Raw genomic sequence first — 18,086 nt, 5'->3', positions numbered from 1 at the left:
GCAGCGTCAGCTGTGCCGCTCATCCGGTATCTCCAGCCCCCGCTGCCGCACATATTCGAGAAACAGCCGCGCCCCCTTGGCCATGCGCGAGGTGCCGTAGACCGCATGGATGCTGGGATCGAGCTCCTTCGATGACGTCAGCCGGTACGCCGTGCAAACCCGGCGCAGGGTGCCGGCGGCCACGGCGGGTTCCGCCAGCCAGCTGGCCAGGCGCACGATGCCGGCGCCTTCCAAGGCCGCTTGAAAAGTGGCGATGCCCGACGTGAAGCGGAAACGCGGCTGCACCTGGTAGCGCACGTTGCGTTCGCCGGAGACGAAATGCCAGTCGCGCAGGATGCGGGGGGCCGAGTGCATGATGATGTCGTGGCCGGCCAGCTCTTCCGGTTCCTCGGGCGCGCCCATGCGGGCGATATAGTCGGGCGAGGCGTACATGTAGCGGCGGTAATTCCACAGGGGGTAGCCGATCAGCTCGCTCGACTGGGGAAAGGCGCCGCGGATGGCAAAGTCGAGCTTTTCCTGGATGGGGTCGATCGATTTGTCCGAGAAATGGATGTCCACCGAGACGTTCGGGTAGTCGCGCGAAAATTGCGCTACCACTTTCGGCAAGAAGCCCAGCGACAAAATTTCCGGCGCGGAGAGGCGCACCCAGCCTTGCGGCGAGTTGCTCAGCTCAGCCAATTGGTCTTCCGCCTCGGCCTGCGTTTCCAGCAAGTGCTTGGCCGACGCGTAATACGTTTCGCCAGCCGTCGTCAGGGTGAACTGCTTTTGCGTGCGCAGGATCAGCTCGGCGCCGATGGCTTCCTCGAGGAACTGGATGGCGCGCGTGACGGCCGACGGCGAGCGCCCCAGCATGCGCGCCGCGTGGATGAAGCTGCGCTTTTCCACCACGGTGCAGAAGGCGCGGATCTCCCACATCAGTTTCATCGACATCGTGACTCCCGGCAAAAGAGGCCAGTAGACCGCATGGGGCGCATTCCGTCAAGCGTTACGCCTGATTGCGTTTTCCGCAATTTGAAGTTGCATCGGAAAAAATCCACGGCGCCTATACTGCCGCTGTCGATCATTCCTTCTTGCCTATCATGCTGACCATCTCGCTGCTGTGTTTATTTGCCTTCTTTGCCGGCCTCATCGATGCCGCCGTGGGTGGGGGCGGACTGATACAGCTGCCGGCCCTGTTCAACCTGATGCCGAACATGGCCTCGACGTCCTTGCTGGGCACGAATAAACTGGCGTCCGCCTGCGGCACCACGTTTGCCGCCCGTTCGTTTGTCGGCAAGGTGCATATCCCGTGGCTGCTGGTGCTGCCGGCCGTGGCCAGCGCCTTCGTCATGTCCTTCATCGGCGCGGCGGCCGTGTCCTACGTGCCGCAGCAAGTGGTGCGCCCGATGGTGCTGGTGTTGATCATCATCATGGCCATCTACACCTTCATCAAGAAGGATTTCGGCACGACCCGCGAAGCGCGTCCCATCGGTCCGCGCGAACGCATCCTCGCCATCGTCATCGGCGGCGCCATTGGCTTTTATGACGGCCTGTTCGGGCCAGGTACGGGCAGCTTTTTGATTTTCCTGTTCATCCGCGTCTTCGGCTTCGATTTCATCCTTGCCTCGGCTTGCTCGAAGCTGGTGAATATCGCCACCAACGTGGCCGCGCTGGCCTTCTTCATTCCCGCCGGCCACGTGGTGTATGCGGTGGCCGCACCGATGGCCGTATGCAATATCCTGGGCGCCTTGACGGGCACCTGGATCGCCGTGCGCCGCGGCGCCGCCTTCGTGCGCATCCTCTTCCTCGTGTTGCTGGTGCTGCTGATCGTCAAGTTGTCCTACGACATCTTCTTCAAGTAAGTATTGATAGATAACAAGAGCGACAACAAGCCATGAAAACCATCCAGGGCGTGCTGTGGGACAACGATGGCGTGCTGGTCGATACCGAACAGCTGTTTTACGAAAGCAACCGCGACTTGCTCTTGCCTTACGGCATAGACCTGACGCCAAAGCAATTCTTTGACTGGTTCCTGGACAATAACTACGGCGCCTGGCACCTGCTGTTGGGGCAAGGCCACGAGATCGAACTGGTCGAGCGCCTGCGGGCCGAGCGCACGGAGCTGTTTGCCGAACGCTTGCGCCAGGCACGCCGGCTGGCCATGCCCGGCATCGGGCAAGTACTGGCGGCGCTGCGTCCGCACGTGGCCATGGGCGTGGTCACCAGCGCCTACGAACAGCATTTCCGGATCAGCCATGCGGCCACGGGCTTGTTGCACCACTTCGACTTCGTGCTGACGCGTGAAATGTATGGCGAGAGCAAGCCGGCGCCCGACGGCTACGAGCTGGGCTTGCAGCGACTGGGCCTGGCCGCCGCCGACTGCGTGGCCGTGGAAGACTCGCCGCGCGGCTTGCGCGCCGCCAATGCGGCCGGGCTGGAATGCATCATCGTGCGCAATCACATGAACCGCGAGCATGCATTTGATGGGGCATTCTGTGTAGTCGAATCGATGGCCGAGCTGGGCGAAGTGCTGGCTTCGTTCGTGCCCGGCATGGCGCCAGTGCGTCCGCAATTAGAGGCCTTCCTCTGATCCGTCTTGCTGGCATGCCATTACAATTGCCTATCGCATTCACCGGCACCGTCCCACGATGACCCTCCCGCAATTGCACTTTGCCCACGCCAACAGCTATCCTGCCGGCACCTACCGCAAGCTGTTCGGCTTGCTGGGCCGCCACTACACCGTGCAGGCGCTCGACATGCATGCGCACGACCCCGCATACCCGGTCAGCACGGGCTGGCCCGAACTGGTGCGCGAGTATATCGACGACCTCGAGCGCCGCTACAGCGGCCCCGTGATCCTCGTCGGCCACTCGCTCGGCGGCATGCTCAGCGTGATGGTGGCCAAGCAGCGGCCCGACCTCGTACGCTGCGTGGTCTTGCTCGATTCGCCCGTGGTGGCGGGCTGGCGCGCCTTGCTGGTGCGGCTGGCGCGCAACACGGCGCTGGGCGAGCGCTTCTCTCCATCGCGTTTTTCCGCCAGGCGGCGCAAGCTGTGGCCCGATGCGCAAGCCGCGTATGAGCACTTCGCGGCCAAGGACATGTTCGCCATCTGGGCGCCGCAGGTATTGCGCGACTACATCGACAGCGGTCTGGTTCCTCATCCGGAAGGGGTGCAGCTGCGCTTTACGCGGGAAGTGGAAACGCAGGTGTACCGCAGCTTGCCGCACCATATCGGCGGCCTCGTCAAGGACGGTTTTCCAGTACCCATCGGTTTTATCGGCGGCACGGAATCGGTGGAATGCCGCCAGGCGGGCTTGACGGCCACGCGCAAGCTGGTCGGCAAGTTTTTCCGCCAGGTGCCGGGCGGCCATCTGTTTCCCATGGAAAACCCCGAGCTGACGGCGCAAGTGGTGCGCGAGATGATTACGGCATTGCTGGCGAAACAATAGAATATCGCCGAGGATTTTCAGGGGATGGGGGCCAACAGCGGAGGATTTTCGCGTAAAATCCTGCCATCCGGGCTGCACCTGCACCAGATGTGCAGCCCCAGCCATTCCGATATTCTAGAAAGATACCCCTGCGATGACGATTAAAAGCGATAAATGGATACGCCGCATGGCGGAAACAACGGGCATGATCGAGCCGTTCGAACCGGGCCAGGTCAAGGAACGCGACGGCAACCGCATCGTGTCCTACGGCACGTCCAGCTATGGCTATGACATCCGCTGCGCCGACGAGTTCAAGCTGTTCACCAACATCAACACGACCATTGTCGACCCCAAGGATTTTGACGCGAACAATTTCGTCGACGTGTCGGGCAAGGGCTATTGCATCATCCCGCCGAACTCGTTTGCGCTGGCCCGTACCGTGGAATATTTCCGCATTCCCCGCAACGTGCTGACGATTTGCCTGGGCAAGAGCACCTATGCGCGTTGCGGCATCATCGTCAACGTCACCCCGTTCGAACCGGAATGGGAAGGCTATGTGACGCTGGAGTTTTCCAACACGACCCCGCTGCCGGCGAAAATCTACGCCAACGAAGGCGTGGCGCAAGTGCTGTTCTTCGAGTCCGATGAAGTGTGCGAAACGTCGTACAAGGACCGTGGCGGCAAATACCAGGGCCAGGTCGGCGTGACTCTGCCGAAGACCTGATTGCGGTGCAGGGCGGGGTGACCGCCTCTTTACTTGCCTTTACCTGCCTTTACACCGGCCGCACTAGTTCCGCACCCCATGCCTGCCGTTAACCTTGGTATCGAAACACTGAGGAGGCAGTATGGTAGCGGCAATCGGTTCGGGCGGCGCAGTCGGCGCGGCCGGTAGCGCCAGTGCGGGCAGCGGCTCGCAGATCGCGGCGCTGCAAAAGCAGATCACGGCGGCGCAAAAGCAATTGACGGAATCGCAGAAGGGCGAGCAGACGGAGGCGTCGCAAAAGCTGCAGCAGCAGCTGGCGCAGCAAATCCAGGCCTTGCAGGCGCAGATTGCTCAGTTGCAAGCGGCGGCAGCACAACAGGCGGCGCAACAGGATGCTCAGACGGCCGGCAGCGCCGAGACGGCGGCCAGCCCGGCCAGGTCAAGCGCGTCGACCCTGGGCAGCATCATCGATACGCAGGCCTAACAGCACATCACAAATAAGACGCCAGGCTCGCCGACAGGTCAGCCTGGCGTTTTGACGGGCAGCAGCATTTCCACGCACAAGCCGCCACCGCTGCGCAAGCTGGCCCCGATGCGGCCGCCATGGGCGCTGATGACGTGCTGGGCGATGGCCAGGCCCAAGCCGTGGCCATCCGTGCTGTGCTGGGTATTGCTGGCACGGAAGAACGGTTCGAAGATGCGGGCCAGATCGGCGCTGGCCACGCCGGGGCCCCGGTCCAGCACGGCGATGCGCAGCCAGCCGGTCTGGCGCGACAGATCCACTTCCACCGTGCCGCCATCGGGGCTGTGCTTGATGGCATTGCGCACGACGTTTTCCACGGCGCGCGCCAGCAATTCGGGCTGGCCCGTGACGCTGGCGTCGGCCATGGCCGCGTCGCCCGCCAGCGCGATATCCAGCTGGCGCGCCCGCGCTTCATAGCGGGCGTCGTCCACGATGTCGTGCACGAGGTCGGCGATGCCGACGTCTTCGCTGTGCGTGTGCCCGGCCCCGGCTTCCAGCCGCGACAGGGTCAGCAACTCACCGATCAGTTTATCCATGCGTTCGCTTTCGCGTTCGATGCGCTGCATCGAGGCAGCCATCTTTTCCGGCTGCTGGTGCGCCAGGCCGATGGCGGCCTGCAAGCGGGCCAGCGGCGAGCGCAGTTCGTGCGAGACGTCATGCAGCAGGCGCGTCTGGCTATCCATGAGGTTGCGCAGGCGGCCCGTCATGCGGTCGAAATCGCGGCCCAGGTCCGTCAATTCATCGCCGCGCTTGCCGTTGGCCTGAAAGCGCGGCGCCAGGTTGCCGTGCGAGGCGGCCTCGAACGCCTGCCGCAGGTCGCGGATGGGGCGCGCAAAATACCAGGCCAGCAGGAAAGAGAACAGCAGGCTGGCGGCGATGGCGGCGGCCAGGGGAATAAAGGTGCGGTAGGGCGTGTCCATGCGCGGGGGCGGGCCGCGGCTGAATTCGCCGCGCGGCGGCGGCGCGCCCGCTGCGTGGGGCTGCGGACCGGGTCCCATGGCGCGCGGGCCGCTCATGGCGACGGCGTTCAGCGTGTCGCGCGCGGCGCCCGCCTCGGCATTGCGGAAGCGTTCGGACGAGGGCAGGAACAGCAGGTAGCGCTTGCCGTCGCTGCCGGCCGCGTCGCGCACGACGGGATGGGCCTGGCCCTCTCCCTGTCCTAGCATGGCGCGCGCCTTGGCCAGCATGGTGGCATGCACCGTGCGGCCCATCAATTCTTGTCCTTTGGCATCGACGGCAAATACGCGCATGCGTTCGAGCTTGCCGAGGAATTGCCGCAATGCCTGGCTGCCACCCGCTTCCAGGGTGGCGCTGGCGGCCTCGATGATCATTTGCGCGGGCGGACTGGTGTCGATGTCGAGGGCCCGCTCCTGCTGCGCGGCGCGGTTTTTCAGCCAGAAGGTGCCGCCGATGCCGATGGTGGCCGTCACTTGCGCCAGCATGATGCACAGAAAAAACTTCCAGAACAAACGGCCCACGCTTACTCCTTGATCAGCTGGTAGCCGAGGCGGTACACGGTCTGCAGGCAGGAACGGCCGTCAGCCAGGCTGCCGAGCTTGCGGCGCAGGCTGCTCAAGTGCACGTCGATATTGCGGTCGAAGCGGGCCATCGGGCGGCCCAGACCCAGTTCCGACAATTGATTCTTGCTCACGGGCTTGCCCGCATGGCGCACCAGCACTTCCAGCAAATTGAATTCCGTGCTCGTCAGCTCCAGGTGCGCGCCGGCCCAGGCAACGCGGCGCTGTTCGGGCCACATCGTCAGTTGCCCCACGGTCAGGGGCGCGAGGCCCGACGCATCGTGCGGCGCCGCTTGGGCGCGGCGCAGGATGGCGCGGATGCGCGCTGTCAGCTCGCGCGGCGTGCACGGTTTTGTCACGTAATCGTCGGCGCCCAGCTCCAGGCCAACGATGCGGTCCGTATCGTCGCCGCGCGCCGTCAGCATCAGGATGGGCAGGTTGCTGCCGGCGCGGATGCGGCGCAGGGTTTCCAGGCCATTCATGCGCGGCATCATGACGTCGAGGATGGCGATCGCGTACAGGCCCGTCAGCGCTTCGGCCGCGCCGCTTTCGCCGTCATGCACGGCGCGCGCGTCAAAACCTTCCTGCGTCAGGTATTCCTGGAACATGCCGACCAGTTCCACGTCGTCATCGATTAACAAAACCTTGCTCATGCCTGTGCTTTTTTCGGGTGAATATCGTCCGATGATAGCAGTCAACAGGCGCTGTTCAGCGTGGTTTTACCCGCTTTTACACACGTTCGCTTACATTTGCTGCCCTTCCTTTACGTGCTTTTACGCGGCCCTGACGTTGCTTTACACGCCAGGCGCCGACAATCAGGGCTGACCGTTACGAAAGGAAATCCCGATGAAATACCTGAGCATCATGCTATCCCTGTTGCTGTTGTCCGCCTGCAGCATGCCCTTGCTGGCGCTGGCCCAGCCAGGACCGCCGCCCGGCTTGCCGCCGTTTCTGCATGGCATCGAGTTGAACGAAGCACAGCAGGACAAGGTTTTTGCCGCCACCTACGCACATGCGCGTCTCGAGCAGCAATTGCTGGCCGTGCTGACGCCGGAACAGCGCCAGCAGGCGCAGCAGCTGCACGACGGCCGCCCGGGCCCGCGCCACCTTGAGCGCGCCGAGTAAGCGGCAGGCGCGAGCACAGGGAGAGCCAGCATGCGCATCCAGGCGCTCTCGCGACGGGCCACGCAGGTGTTGTACCTGTGCGCCAGCCTGAGCCCCGCCCTAGCGGGCTTGCCCCATTTGATGGAATATATATGGAATTACATGATCACGGTCTGGCATCCGACCTCGAAATGATGCGCCGGCAGGCGGCTGAACGGCGGCAAGTGCTGCGCTGGCTGCTGGCCGGCGCCGCCACCTTGCCTTTGATCAGTTGCGGCGGCAGCTCGGACGCCAGCGATACGACGGCAGGCAGCAATGCCGGCACCGTCACAATACCGACTGCGGGCGCCTGCACGGTGATCCCCGAAGAAACGGGCGGGCCCTATCCGGCCGATGGCACGAACACGCATGGCGGCAGCATCGTCAACGTGCTGAACCAGTCGGGCGTCATGCGCGGCGATATCCGCGCCAGTTTCAATGGCGCCACCGGTGTGGCGGCGGGCGTGCCACTGACTATCGAATTGCAGCTGCTCAACGCCAGCGGCGGCTGCGCCAGCCTGGCCGGCTACGCCGTGTATCTGTGGCATTGCGACCGCGACGGTCTGTATTCGCTGTATTCGAGCGGCGTCACGGCGCAAAATTACCTGCGCGGCGTGCAGGAAACGGACAGCACCGGCAACGTCAGCTTTACGACCATCTTTCCCGGCTGTTACGCGGGACGCATGCCGCACGTGCATCTTGAGGTCTACCCGAGCCTGGCCAGGGCGGCCTCTGCCTCGAACCGCATCAAGACCTCGCAATTCACGTTCCCGATGGCAACGTTGAACGAGGCCTACGCAACCAGCGGCTACACGGCCAGCGTGCGCAACCTGGCGCAGATCAGCTATGCGAGCGACAACGTTTTCAGCGACGGCACCCGCCTGCAGATGGCCACGGTGTCGGGCAATGCCACCGATGGCTACGTCGCCACCTTGGTGATCGCCGTGAACGGTTAAGTCACCGTCATGAAACCCAGGTCGCGCCGGCTGAAGTTGCCGATGTTCGGGAACACCTCGGCCAGCTGGCTGTCGGCCACGCCGAACCATTTGGCCAGGGTGGCGCCGTACTGGTCGACGGACGTGGTCGGCAGCAGGGCGCCGGAACCGACGTCGAGCGCATGGCCGACGCCCGTGACGGGGAAGGCGCCATAGATGTCGCGGCCCTTCACGGCACCGCCCACGACAAAGTGGTGGGCGCCCCAGCCGTGATCCGTGCCATCGCCGTTGCTGCTGAAGGTGCGGCCGAAGTCCGACGCCGTAAACGTCGTCACCTGGCGCCGCAGATCCACACCCTGCAGGGCTGCCAGGGTTGTGTCGAAGTACGCGAGCGCATGGGCCAGGCGCGCCATCAGGTCGCCATGCAGCACTTTTTGCCGGTCATGCGTGTCGAAGCTGCCCAGGGTCACATAAAACACTTGCCGTTTTGCCCCCAGGGCGCCGCGCCCGCCGATGATGCGCGCCACCGTCTGCAATTGTACGGCCAGCGGATTGACGCCGGACGCGCCCGTGTTCGGATTGATGTAGGGCGGCGGATTGGGCACGCCGCCCGTGCCGGCCGCCAGCATGGCGCCGCTCAGTACGCTCTGGCTGGAAATGGCGCGCTGCACGACGGCCACGTGTTCCTGTTCGATCAGGTCGCTGCCCGCCTCGTTGATGATGGCTTGCAGCGCGCCCGCGCCGCCCGTGCTGCCATACAGGCTGCCGCTCATGCCACGGATGGGCACGGCGCCTGCCTGGCCCACCTGGAACTGGCGCACCTGGCGCCCGCTGAGGAAGACGGTATTGCCTGCAGCGGAAATGGCCGTAAACATGGCATTCGTATTCAGCGAGCCGGCCACGTCGGCCACCCGGCCGCCCCAGCCCACGGTGGCGCCTTCCGGCGAACCCGACTGCCACGTCGATTGCTGGTCGTTGTGCGAAAACAGCTTGGGTGGCAAGGCCACGCTGCCCGCCTTGTATTGCGCCAGGGTGGCCGGCTGGATCAGCGTGCCCACATTGGCCACGATGGCGGCGCGGCCATTGTCGAACAGGCCTTTCAAAGGCGCCAGCTGGGGATGCAGGGCGAAGGCGCGGCCCGTTTGCGCGGTAGCGGGCACGATGGGCAAGACGCCGCCCGTCTGGCCCACGTCGGGCAGATGGATGGAATCGCCGCCGCCCGTGTTGCGCAGGCGCGTGTATTCAGCCCATGACGTGGGATCGGTGGCCAGCACCGTGTTGAAGGCGTCGTTGCCGCCTGCCATGAACAGGCAGACCATGGCCTTGTAGTCGCCGGCCGATTGCGCGGCGGCGTTGCCCATGGCGGCCAGATTCAGGGCGAAGGGTGCGGCCGTGGTGCCGGCCAGGCTCAGCATGGAGCCGAGGAAGCGGCGGCGGGAAAAAGGGGTGTTTTGCATGTGATCGCTCTTACTTTTGTACCAGGTAGGCCGGCGAGGCCATGGTCAGGAAAATGGCCAGCTTGACGCGGCTGGCCTGGGCGGCGGCTACCTGGGAGGCATTGCTGGCCGTGGCCGCAGGGATGCTGACGCCATTGACGGCGGTCAGGATTTGCCCGCGCAGTCTGGCAGGCATGCTGCCATGCATCAGGAGCAGGTTGATGCGGTCGAGCAGGGCTCCCGGGTCGGCGGCCAGCGCCAGTTCGCGCGTGTAGTCGGGCTTGATATCGCGGCCGTCGCCCACGCCGCTATTGATGGCTTCCTGCATGAAGTTCAGATAGCCGGTCACCGATGGCTCTGCCGTGATCTGCAGTTCCGGCGCCACCAGGCCCGCGCTGGCCAGGGTGGAGTTGGGCGGCGTATAACCGGGGCGGAAAAAACTGAACACGGAGGGCGGATTCAAGGGACTCTGGCCCAGGCCGCTCAATGGGTCGTCGAGGTAATACAGGTTGTAGCGGCCACTGGCCGGCTTGGCATCGAAGGCGCGCATCCAGCCAGCCAGGCGCATCAGCGGCTCGCGCAGCTTGCCCGTGCGCAGGGTGGTGCCGCCTGGGGCCAGCGCCTCCGGATCGAGCAGCACGGCGCGGATGACGGCTTGCATGTCGCCGCGCACGCCGCTGCCATTGTTGGCAAACACGGCTGCCACACGGCCCACGTAAGCGGCGCTGGGATTGCTGCTGACCAGGCGCTGGATCAGCTGGCGGGCAAAGAACGGCCCCGTATTCGGATGGTTGAACAGGGTGTCGAGCGCCAGTTTCAGGTCGGCCTGGCCGCTGCTGGCGCCGGAAATGCTCTGGCCCAGGAAGCGCTTGTCGCCGCTGGAATGAAAGGCCGCGTAGTTCTGCATCGGCTTCCAGTCACGGTCGGGGTCGGTAGTGCTGGCATAGAAGCGCGCGTCGCTCTGGTCCGGACCGGCCCAGCTCCAGCCCGTAAAGACGCGAGCCAGGCCCGCCACATCATCGTGCGTGTAGGTATCGATGGGCTTGCCACCGGACAGTTTCAGGCTGCCATCCCCATTCAACTGGTACAGGCCGATGGTAAACAGCTGCATCACTTCGCGGGCGAAGTTTTCATCGGGCGTGCGCGTCGCCGATTCCTTCTGGTTGCGCAGGTGGGACAGGTACAGTCCCATCATCGGATGCAGGGCCACGCCTTCCAGCAGATTGCGGAAGTTGCCAAAAGCATGCTGGCCCAGCATGTCGTAGTAACTGGCCACGCCACGCACTCTTGGGCGCACGGACTCGTTCTGCATTGAAATGACGAAGATTTCGGACAGGGCAAAGGCCATGCGCTGGCGCAATTGATCCTCGCCGCGGATGCCCTGCTGCCAGAACGTTTCATACATCCCCGTAAAGCCGACCGCTTGCCCGCCTGCCGCCTGCGCCGCCAGCATGGCGTCGATATATTTCCGGTGCAAGGTTTGCGGCTTGGAAAACTGTGCGCGGAACCAGGCCTCGCTGTCGCTGGCGGCCAGCGCATCGATGGCGGCCATATTCGGCCCGAACGTGGCGCGGCCCAGGAAACGCGACGCTTCCTGGCGCGTGAAGGTGACGGCCGTCCGGCTGGCTGGGGGCGTGGTCAGGGGCGGTGGCGGGATGGTATCGCCCGTCGTGCTGCCGGGGGCCGCCGTATCGCCGGGGGCGGTGGTCGCTGGCGACACGGCCGAGACGTCCGAGTTCTGGGTGGAGCTGGTTTTGCTGTCGCCGCCACCGCCGCAGGCGGAAAGCAGGCTGAACAATGTGATGGCCAGCAAACGGCGCAAAGTAGGGTCAGTCATTCAGTTTCTTTCAGGCAATAAAATTCTAGCCCGTTAATTGTAGGCCTTAGCTACCAAAATCCTGTTTTCAATTAACTATTTACGTGTTGGCCACGTTTTCAGTTGCCGGACGTTGGCGTGGTGTTACGGCTGGTTTTGATGCTGTAGAGCGAACTTTACTGTTTGAAAATAAAAAATATTTTTTGCCGATCGTGGCCACTGTGGTGGATAGACGACGTAATCAATTTCATCGAATTAAGCTTGTTTGAAAGCTCATGGACAGAGCGAAAACAGCTTCGCCGGAAACCATGGTTTTTACGCTATCGGCGAAACGCCGTTCGCCGCTTCCTCCTCCTTTTCCCTTGTCCTTGCTGGCACGGCCCTTGCGATAACAGGGCATGGGCCGCGTGCCTTCCCTTGTGTTTTGCCGGAGCCTGCCATGACCAGCCGTCTGCTCGCCTATCGTCCCGAAATGGAATTGCCTGAAGCACCGGGCACGCTGCCTTTGCAGCAGGAAGATGAACTGGCACTGGCGGCGCAGTTGCTGGAATTGCAGGCGCCGGCCCAGTTCGATGCTTTTCTGGCGCGCCAGCTGGGCGCCACGGCCGCGGGCCAGCAAGTGCGCGGCACGCCGCTGGAAGGGCCGCTGCGCCAGTTGCTGGGCAAGGTGGTGGCGCCCCTGCTGCCCCTGCATGGCGGTTCGTCGCAGGCGCTCAAGCGGCGCGCCGCCGGCATCTTCGGCATGGAACTGGAAGGACTGAGCCCGGAAGACAAGGAATTCGAACTGGCGCGCCAGGTCGTGCATCTGATCGATGCCGTCAATACGGCGCTGGCGCAGGACGGCGGCACGGGCGCGCGCACGCCCAGGGCGCGGGTGGAAACGGCCCTGTTGCAAGTGGCACGCGGCGTGGCGCCAGGCTTGCTCAGGCAGGCGGCGCAAACGCCGGTGCGGGACGGTGGCCGCTGGCGCCGCGAGGGCGGGCACATCGTCGTGCTCGATTGTTAGCCGGACGACCATCTGTCCGGCGCTGTAGTGTCAACTGAGGTCTCAACCAAGGTGCTAACTTTTAGGAGCTCATCATGCATGACTTAGATCGTACGACCCTGGAATACGGGCAGGAGATGTCCGGCTTTGAAGCGGAACAGTTCGAGTTTGGCCAAGGCGAGTGGAGCGGCGAGGGGGGCGCGAGCGCCATGTTTTCCGAGACCGAGGAGATGGAACTGGCCAATGAACTGCTGTCGGTCAGCAATGAAGCCGAACTGGAACAGTTTCTCGGCAATTTCCTGCGCAAGGCGGCCTCGGTGGCGGGCGGCATCATCAAGTCGCCCGTGGGCCAAGCCATCGGCGGCGTGCTCAAGGGTGTAGCGAAAAAAGCCATACCGCTGGCCGGTGGCGCCATCGGCGGCTATTTCGGCGGCCCACTGGGGGCCAAGATCGGCAGCGGCCTGGCCTCGGCCGCCGGCAACGCGCTGGGGCTGGAAGCGGAAGCGTCGTCGAATGAAGACCGTGAATTCGAGGGCGCCAAGCAATTCGTGCGCCTGGCCGCCGATACCGTCAACCGCGCCGCGCAGGCACGCGGTTCAGGCGACCCGCGCGCCATCGCACAGGCGGCCGCCAGCGCGGCGGCGCGCCAGTTCGCGCCCGGCCTGCTGGGACGCCCCGGCAGCCAGCTCGCCACGCAGGGCGGCAGTGGTGCCGGTGCGGGCGGCGGCATGACGCAGGGCAGCGGACGCGGCCAGGGCCAAGGCCAGGGCGGCATGCGCCAGTCCAGCGGACGCTGGGCGCGCCAGGGCCACAAAATCGTCCTGTACGGCGTCTGACATCATGGCCATCGGCGCTTACGCTGCCTGGATGCTGGCGCAGGAAGCACGCTCGCTGCTGACGCGGCTGGCGCGGCTGGAACCGTTCGCGCTGATCGAGCCGACGGTGCTGGCGGCCGCCCTGATGCCCAGCGCCCAGTCGGCCATCGAAAGCCAGCTGGTGCAGGGACGGCGCGCACTGCGGCGCATGGTGGCCCAGTTCCAGTGGTGGCTGCGGCGCGAGCACGCCGACGGTGCCAGCATGGCCACGGCCGCCGAGGCACAGCGCCGCTTCACCTTCCTGCGCCTGAAATTCAATGCCGCGCTGACCCAGTTCGACCTGTTCAACGAAGTCATCACGCAGCGCAGCGAGCACAAGACGGGCGTGTGGCTGGCCGGCCTCGACATTGTTGCCGCCGACGCGCTGGCGCTGCCCGGCAATGTGTACCAGGCGCCGCCCGTGATCTGCTACCTGGACCGGGGCCCGGGCGCGGCCATCCGCCGCGCACGCACGCGCCTGCCCGGCGGCGGCGACAATCCCGTCGCCATCATCCGTCTGCCGCGCGAACGCATGATCGGCAGCAGCATCGCCTCGTCGCTCGTGCACGAGGTGGGCCACCAGGGCGCGGCGCTGCTGGATCTGGTGGCGTCCTTGCGGCCCGTGCTGCAAGCCATGCAGCACGGCGGCAGCGGTGCCGTGCACGTGTGGCAGCTGTGGGAACGGTGGATTTCCGAGATCGTGGCCGATTTCTGGTCGCTGGCGCGGGTCGGCGTGGCCGCCACGCTGGGCCTGATCGGCGTGGTCAGCCTGCCGCGCGTGTTTGTCTTCCGCCTCAATATCGACGATCCGCACCCGGTGCCATGGCTGCGGGTACGCCTGAGCTGCGCCATGGGGCGGGCTCTGTATCCGCATCCGCAATGGGACCGCCTGGAGCAGCTGTGGCTGTCGTACTACCCGCTGACCGGCCTGCCGCCGGCCCGGCAGCGGCTGCTGGAACAGTTGCAGGCCAGCATGGCGGCCCTCGTGGGCTTACTGGTGCAGCACCGGCCGCCGGCCTTGCGCGGCGGCTCGCTGGTCGAAGCCATGGCCGTGCGCACACGCCAGCCGGCCATGCTGGCGCAGCTGTTTCGCAGCTGGACCCTGGCGCCGGCGCAGATGTACCAGGCCGCGCCGACCCTGGTCTTCGCCGTGCTGGGCCAGGCGCGCGCCAGCGGCACCTTGAGCCCGGAAGACGAAAGCGAGCTGCTGGGGCGTTTGCTGACCCACTGGGCCCTGCGCAGCACCCTGGACACGTCGGAGCTGTGCGCCGATGTCGTGCGGCATGGCCGCCAGTCCGGCAGGCCGCTGCCGCCCCTGGCATCCCGTTTGATTATCCATTGAGGAGAATGACATGAGCAGCAAGATGAGCAGCAATATGGGCAAGAACAGAGGGGCGGGCCAGGCGGGTCCGAAACACCACGGCGGCAGCATCGCCGTCACCGTACACGAGCAGGACAGCGGGGCCATGGTCGTCAATGCCGCCATCAGCCTGTACCGGGGCAATGATGCTGATTGCCATCTGTTCAATGCCGGCACCTGGGTGCCCGACCCCGCCATGCTGGTGGGCGTGCGCTGGACGGACGGGCGTGGCGGCACCGTGTTTACCGACCTGGCGACGGGCAGCTACGTGGGGGTGTATGGCAATTTCCCCGCCACGCCGCCCCAGTGCGTGACGGTGCAGGCCGGCTGCAGCGCCGTGCTGTGCTTCACGCCACAGCTCAATCCGCAGGTGACGCTGGCGTTTGAAACGGCCGACTGCCATCCCAGCGACTGCAATTTCGGCAGGGTGGGCGACCGCGCCGTGGCCACCATTTCGTTTGACGGCGATCAAAGCGCCGATGGTCGCGACCAGGTGCAGGTGCTGGCCGCCGCGCCATGGGTACCCCTGCGCGGCACGCCGAACGCTTTCTCCACCCCGGTGCGGCGCGCCGGCATGCACCGCTTCATGGGGCAGATGATGCTGTCGCAGCGGCCCGAACTGCGCAGCGCCTTGCCCGTGCCGGAAGGGCTGAGCCCGAACGCCATGCTGGCGCTGGATGCGGAATACGAGACGGAAGAGCGCCAGCCGCAACCGATCTCGGGCAATGTGGGCGTGTCACTGACGCGCACGGAAACGGAGCCGACGGAAGACTTGCCGCTGTGGACCTTGATACGCAACAGCACCGAGGCGATGTCGTTTACAAATTACCTGCATTTCATGGACAGCCTGTTTTGCGGCGACCTGGCCAGCGTGCGCGGCTTCGAGCAGGAACGCTTCGTCAAAAAGACGGAGATGTTCCAGCAGCTCAAGCAGCGCCGCGCGCTGCCGTTTTCCGATGCCGATTCCTACCGCGTGCTGAAAGTGGCGACGGAAGCGTTCGTGATGGTCAATTGCGGCGTGCTGAACCAGCCGCTGGCCTTCAATCCGGCAGAGGACAACGCTTACCTGGACCGGCGCGACATCCCCCAGGGGCGTGACCTGGAAACCGTGCTGCGCAATGACTACCTGGAAAACATCGACGGCTTCCAGACCTTGCCCTACCTGGCCGTGATCCGCCGCAAGCTGCCCGACATTCCCATCAGCATCCCGCGCGGCCAGGAAGGCGAAGTGGACCTGTGCTTTGGCATCATCCAGGAAAAGCTGGCCAATCCTTGCCTGCTGGAACTGATCTGGTCGTACTGGCATGAAGAGGGCATGCTGGTGCAAACCATGAACGCCATCGCGCAACGCTTCCAGAACCTGCGCGCGCCGGGCAACCATCTCGATCCCCTGTCGAACACGGAAATCGATATGCTGCGTCCGCTGAATAATTTGCTGTGGGGATACACGCAGGATGAACAGCATCGGCTGACCGTGATGCGCCGGAACTATGAGTATGACCATCACTACGGTGTGCGCCTGGACGGCAAGGCAGTGCAGCACTTCCGGCCAGCCGATAGCCGCTCCAAATTCCTGGAAGCGTTCCACCACTTGCTGCGCCTGCTGACTTCGTTCTACAAGCAGGATGACGACACCACCGTGAAGGCCGACGCCTTCCCTGTGCTCAATGCCTTGAAAGAAATCCACCTGATCCTGTCGCAGGGCGCGCACAACCAGTTCGGCGACTTGCCGTCGACGGCGCGCATCGAGATGCTGATGCAGCAATGGATGCTGGCGCGCCCCGAATTCCGTGAATTTTTACCGACGCGTGTGATGGTCGCGTATCCGGAACCGTGGATGGACAGGGTTGACGCCATGAAGAAACTGCAGGGCTGGACGGATACGAGCGTGATGCATTTCCGTAACCTGGCCATCTTTGGCGAGCAATTGCTGCTCTCCGTGCGCTACGGCAACTGGAGCGACATCTATGAGCCGACCCAGGCGTTCAACTGGGCGCGTTTCTGGCGCCCGCAAGTGCAGGGCTATATCCACGGCTACCGTGCCGCCACCGGGGTCGACCTGTCCGTCGACAGCAGCGACCCGGTGGTCGAATCGACGATGCCCTCGGTGTTGCTGCGCCAGCGCCTGAGCCAGCAGCTGCGCAGCGTCTAGGGCGGGAGCGGGGCGCGTGCATGCTCGACTTTACCAGTGCCCTGTATCTGGGCATGCGCCATCCGGCGGCCGCGCTGGCGCCGTGGAGCAGCCTGACCCTGGGCCAGCCGGCGGCGCTGCAGGAGCCGCCCGGCGCGCTGGCCCTGGCCGCGGATCTGGCGGCCCTGCAAGGCTGCGAGGCGGCCTGCGTGCTGCCGTCGACCCTGCACCTGTTCTGGGACCTGTTCGGCATGCTGGCTGCCGAGCGCCTGGTGATCCTTGTCGATGGCGGCAGTTACGCCATCGCGCGCTGGGGCGCCGAGCGGGCGCAGGCCCTGGGCTTGCCGCAGCAAGTGTTTCCCAGCGGCGAGATGGCGGCGCTGCGGCAACTGGTGGCGGCCTGGGGCAGGCAAGGGCGGCGTCCATTGATACTGGCCGATGGCTATGTGCCGGGCAGCGAACAGGTCTTGCCGCTGGCCGGCTATGCCGTCCTGGCGCGCCAGGGCGGCGGTTATCTGCTGCTCGACGACACGCAGGTGCTGGGCGTGGCGGGTACACAGGGCGGCGGCTCGGCGCGGCTGCATGGTTTGCAAGGGGAATCGCTGATCATCGGCGCCTCGCTGGCCAAGGGCTTCGGCGTGCCGCTGGCCGTGCTGGCCGGCAGCCGCAAGCTGCTGCGGCGCTTCGCGGCGCATAGCCAGACGCGCGTGCATGCCAGTCCGCCTTCGGCCGCCGTGCTGGCGGCGGCGCGGCGGGCGCTGGCGCTCAACGCGCGCCATGGCGACACCTTGCGCGCCAGCCTGGCGGACAGGGTGGCGCAATGGCGGGCGGGAATGGCGGCGGCCGGCATCGCTTGCCGGGGCGGCAGCTTTCCCGTGCAGCGCCTGCCCGGGCGCGCCTATTTGCAGCTAGCCTTGCGCGCCGCGGGCGTGCTGGCGCTGGCGCAAGCGGGGGACGGTCCCGGCGCGCTGACTTTTCTGCTGCGGGCCGACCAGACGCCCCGGCAACTGGAACAGGCAATGAACTTGCTTGAACATCATACGAGGAGGCGATATGAACGAAGCGTTTGAAATGCTGCCCTTTGGGGGACAGGCGGGAGCGGCCGGCGAGCAGGAGTGGCTGGGGGAATGGTCGCAGGAGTGGTCGCAAGAAGGGACGCAAGAGGGGGAGGACGAGGGCGAGTGGGAAGGTGAATGGGAGAGCGAATGGGAAGGCGAGCGTGCGCGCCCTGGCGGTGGGCGCGGCGCCATGCGCGGTGGCGGCCTGCGCGCAAGGC

Annotated in this window: 18 protein-coding genes; 13 read left to right on the top strand and 5 right to left on the bottom strand. The window is 65.1% G+C overall.

The features are described from left to right. Nucleotides 1-6: 6 nt before the first annotated feature. The gene (locus KO538_RS24190; RefSeq protein ID WP_139089528.1) at nt 7-930 is read right to left on the bottom strand and encodes a LysR family transcriptional regulator; all 924 of its coding nucleotides are present in this window, start codon (nt 928-930) and stop codon (nt 7-9) included. Nucleotides 931-1,079: 149 nt separating this feature from the next. Between KO538_RS24190 and KO538_RS24185 the strand changes: the two genes are divergently transcribed. The 5 genes from KO538_RS24185 (at nt 1,080) to KO538_RS24165 (ending at nt 4,594) form a co-directional block, all read left to right on the top strand. After that, nucleotides 1,080-1,841 (top strand): TSUP family transporter, encoded by a 762-nt coding sequence (locus tag KO538_RS24185; RefSeq protein WP_034756294.1) that lies wholly within the window; start codon nt 1,080-1,082, stop codon nt 1,839-1,841. A gap of 32 nt (nt 1,842-1,873) precedes the next feature. Then, entirely contained in the window at nt 1,874-2,569 is a 696-nt protein-coding gene (locus tag KO538_RS24180) for an HAD family phosphatase (protein WP_219329891.1), read from the top strand. 58 nt (nt 2,570-2,627) lie between these two features. After that, nucleotides 2,628-3,428, top strand: coding sequence for an alpha/beta fold hydrolase (locus KO538_RS24175; RefSeq protein ID WP_070302763.1), 801 nt, complete (start codon nt 2,628-2,630; stop codon nt 3,426-3,428). Between the two features lie 133 nt (nt 3,429-3,561). Beyond that, nucleotides 3,562-4,131, top strand: a complete 570-nt coding sequence (gene dcd / locus KO538_RS24170; RefSeq protein WP_034755486.1) for a dCTP deaminase — start codon at nt 3,562-3,564, stop codon at nt 4,129-4,131. Nucleotides 4,132-4,252: 121 nt separating this feature from the next. After that, nucleotides 4,253-4,594 carry a FlxA-like family protein gene (locus tag KO538_RS24165; protein ID WP_219329890.1) on the top strand — a complete coding sequence of 114 codons (342 nt, stop codon included), beginning with the start codon at nt 4,253-4,255 and terminating at the stop codon, nt 4,592-4,594. 38 nt (nt 4,595-4,632) lie between these two features. On the opposite strand, the gene KO538_RS24160 is transcribed toward KO538_RS24165, so the two are convergent. Then, nucleotides 4,633-6,111, bottom strand: coding sequence for an ATP-binding protein (locus KO538_RS24160; protein ID WP_219329889.1), 1,479 nt, complete (start codon nt 6,109-6,111; stop codon nt 4,633-4,635). Nucleotides 6,112-6,113: 2 nt separating this feature from the next. Further along, entirely contained in the window at nt 6,114-6,803 is a 690-nt protein-coding gene (locus KO538_RS24155; RefSeq protein ID WP_070302760.1) for a response regulator transcription factor, read from the bottom strand. Between the two features lie 193 nt (nt 6,804-6,996). On the opposite strand from KO538_RS24155, the gene KO538_RS24150 reads away from it, so the two are divergent. Continuing rightward, a complete protein-coding gene (locus KO538_RS24150; RefSeq protein ID WP_257620551.1) occupies nt 6,997-7,275 on the top strand; it encodes a hypothetical protein in 279 nt (92 codons plus the stop codon). Between the two features lie 131 nt (nt 7,276-7,406). Beyond that, the gene (locus KO538_RS24145; RefSeq protein ID WP_219329888.1) at nt 7,407-8,249 is read left to right on the top strand and encodes an intradiol ring-cleavage dioxygenase; all 843 of its coding nucleotides are present in this window, start codon (nt 7,407-7,409) and stop codon (nt 8,247-8,249) included. Here the strand turns inward: KO538_RS24145 and KO538_RS24140 are convergent. Beyond that, nucleotides 8,246-9,685, bottom strand: coding sequence for a DUF1501 domain-containing protein (locus tag KO538_RS24140; protein ID WP_034755498.1), 1,440 nt, complete (start codon nt 9,683-9,685; stop codon nt 8,246-8,248). The genes KO538_RS24145 and KO538_RS24140 overlap by 4 nt on opposite strands. A gap of 10 nt (nt 9,686-9,695) precedes the next feature. Beyond that, nucleotides 9,696-11,501: a DUF1800 family protein gene (locus tag KO538_RS24135; protein WP_219329887.1), complete on the bottom strand. Its 1,806-nt coding sequence runs from the start codon at nt 11,499-11,501 to the stop codon at nt 9,696-9,698. Nucleotides 11,502-11,919: 418 nt separating this feature from the next. Between KO538_RS24135 and KO538_RS24130 the strand changes: the two genes are divergently transcribed. The 6 genes from KO538_RS24130 to KO538_RS24105 form a co-directional block, all read left to right on the top strand. Further along, the gene (locus KO538_RS24130) at nt 11,920-12,486 is read left to right on the top strand and encodes a hypothetical protein (protein WP_219329886.1); all 567 of its coding nucleotides are present in this window, start codon (nt 11,920-11,922) and stop codon (nt 12,484-12,486) included. Nucleotides 12,487-12,560: 74 nt separating this feature from the next. After that, a complete protein-coding gene (locus tag KO538_RS24125; RefSeq protein ID WP_219329885.1) occupies nt 12,561-13,301 on the top strand; it encodes a hypothetical protein in 741 nt (246 codons plus the stop codon). Nucleotides 13,302-13,305: 4 nt separating this feature from the next. Beyond that, nucleotides 13,306-14,661 carry a hypothetical protein gene (locus tag KO538_RS24120; RefSeq protein WP_219329884.1) on the top strand — a complete coding sequence of 452 codons (1,356 nt, stop codon included), beginning with the start codon at nt 13,306-13,308 and terminating at the stop codon, nt 14,659-14,661. Nucleotides 14,662-14,671: 10 nt separating this feature from the next. Further along, on the top strand, nt 14,672-16,831 hold the full coding sequence (locus KO538_RS24115; RefSeq protein WP_219329883.1) for a hypothetical protein: 2,160 nt from the start codon (nt 14,672-14,674) through the stop codon (nt 16,829-16,831). 20 nt (nt 16,832-16,851) lie between these two features. Further along, nucleotides 16,852-17,880 (top strand): aminotransferase class I/II-fold pyridoxal phosphate-dependent enzyme, encoded by a 1,029-nt coding sequence (locus tag KO538_RS24110; protein ID WP_219329882.1) that lies wholly within the window; start codon nt 16,852-16,854, stop codon nt 17,878-17,880. Next, nucleotides 17,864-18,086: hypothetical protein (locus tag KO538_RS24105; protein ID WP_219329881.1), on the top strand; the 223-nt coding region annotated here is incomplete at its 3' end. The genes KO538_RS24110 and KO538_RS24105, both read left to right, overlap by 17 nt.

This window comes from Janthinobacterium sp. NKUCC08_JDC (assembly GCF_019345575.1).
GTDB classification, from domain to species: Bacteria; Pseudomonadota; Gammaproteobacteria; order Burkholderiales; family Burkholderiaceae_D; genus Janthinobacterium; species Janthinobacterium aestuarii.
This window is presented reverse-complemented; position numbering and strand designations above follow the sequence as displayed.

Excerpts from the sequence above, each read along its gene's own strand:
- KO538_RS24115 (WP_219329883.1), top strand. The coding sequence starts at position 14,672 with ATGAGCAGCAAGATGAGCAGCAATATGGGCAAGAACAGAGGGGCGGGC.
- KO538_RS24135 (WP_219329887.1), bottom strand. The coding sequence starts at position 11,501 with ATGACTGACCCTACTTTGCGCCGTTTGCTGGCCATCACATTGTTCAGC.
- KO538_RS24150 (WP_257620551.1), top strand. The coding sequence starts at position 6,997 with ATGAAATACCTGAGCATCATGCTATCCCTGTTGCTGTTGTCCGCCTGC.
- KO538_RS24165 (WP_219329890.1), top strand. The coding sequence starts at position 4,253 with ATGGTAGCGGCAATCGGTTCGGGCGGCGCAGTCGGCGCGGCCGGTAGC.
- dcd (WP_034755486.1), top strand. The coding sequence starts at position 3,562 with ATGACGATTAAAAGCGATAAATGGATACGCCGCATGGCGGAAACAACG.
- KO538_RS24120 (WP_219329884.1), top strand. The coding sequence starts at position 13,306 with ATGGCCATCGGCGCTTACGCTGCCTGGATGCTGGCGCAGGAAGCACGC.
- KO538_RS24140 (WP_034755498.1), bottom strand. The coding sequence starts at position 9,685 with ATGCAAAACACCCCTTTTTCCCGCCGCCGCTTCCTCGGCTCCATGCTG.
- KO538_RS24175 (WP_070302763.1), top strand. The coding sequence starts at position 2,628 with ATGACCCTCCCGCAATTGCACTTTGCCCACGCCAACAGCTATCCTGCC.
- KO538_RS24130 (WP_219329886.1), top strand. The coding sequence starts at position 11,920 with ATGACCAGCCGTCTGCTCGCCTATCGTCCCGAAATGGAATTGCCTGAA.
- KO538_RS24180 (WP_219329891.1), top strand. The coding sequence starts at position 1,874 with ATGAAAACCATCCAGGGCGTGCTGTGGGACAACGATGGCGTGCTGGTC.
- KO538_RS24125 (WP_219329885.1), top strand. The coding sequence starts at position 12,561 with ATGCATGACTTAGATCGTACGACCCTGGAATACGGGCAGGAGATGTCC.
- KO538_RS24110 (WP_219329882.1), top strand. The coding sequence starts at position 16,852 with ATGCTCGACTTTACCAGTGCCCTGTATCTGGGCATGCGCCATCCGGCG.
- KO538_RS24155 (WP_070302760.1), bottom strand. The coding sequence starts at position 6,803 with ATGAGCAAGGTTTTGTTAATCGATGACGACGTGGAACTGGTCGGCATG.
- KO538_RS24145 (WP_219329888.1), top strand. The coding sequence starts at position 7,407 with ATGGAATTACATGATCACGGTCTGGCATCCGACCTCGAAATGATGCGC.
- KO538_RS24190 (WP_139089528.1), bottom strand. The coding sequence starts at position 930 with ATGTCGATGAAACTGATGTGGGAGATCCGCGCCTTCTGCACCGTGGTG.
- KO538_RS24185 (WP_034756294.1), top strand. The coding sequence starts at position 1,080 with ATGCTGACCATCTCGCTGCTGTGTTTATTTGCCTTCTTTGCCGGCCTC.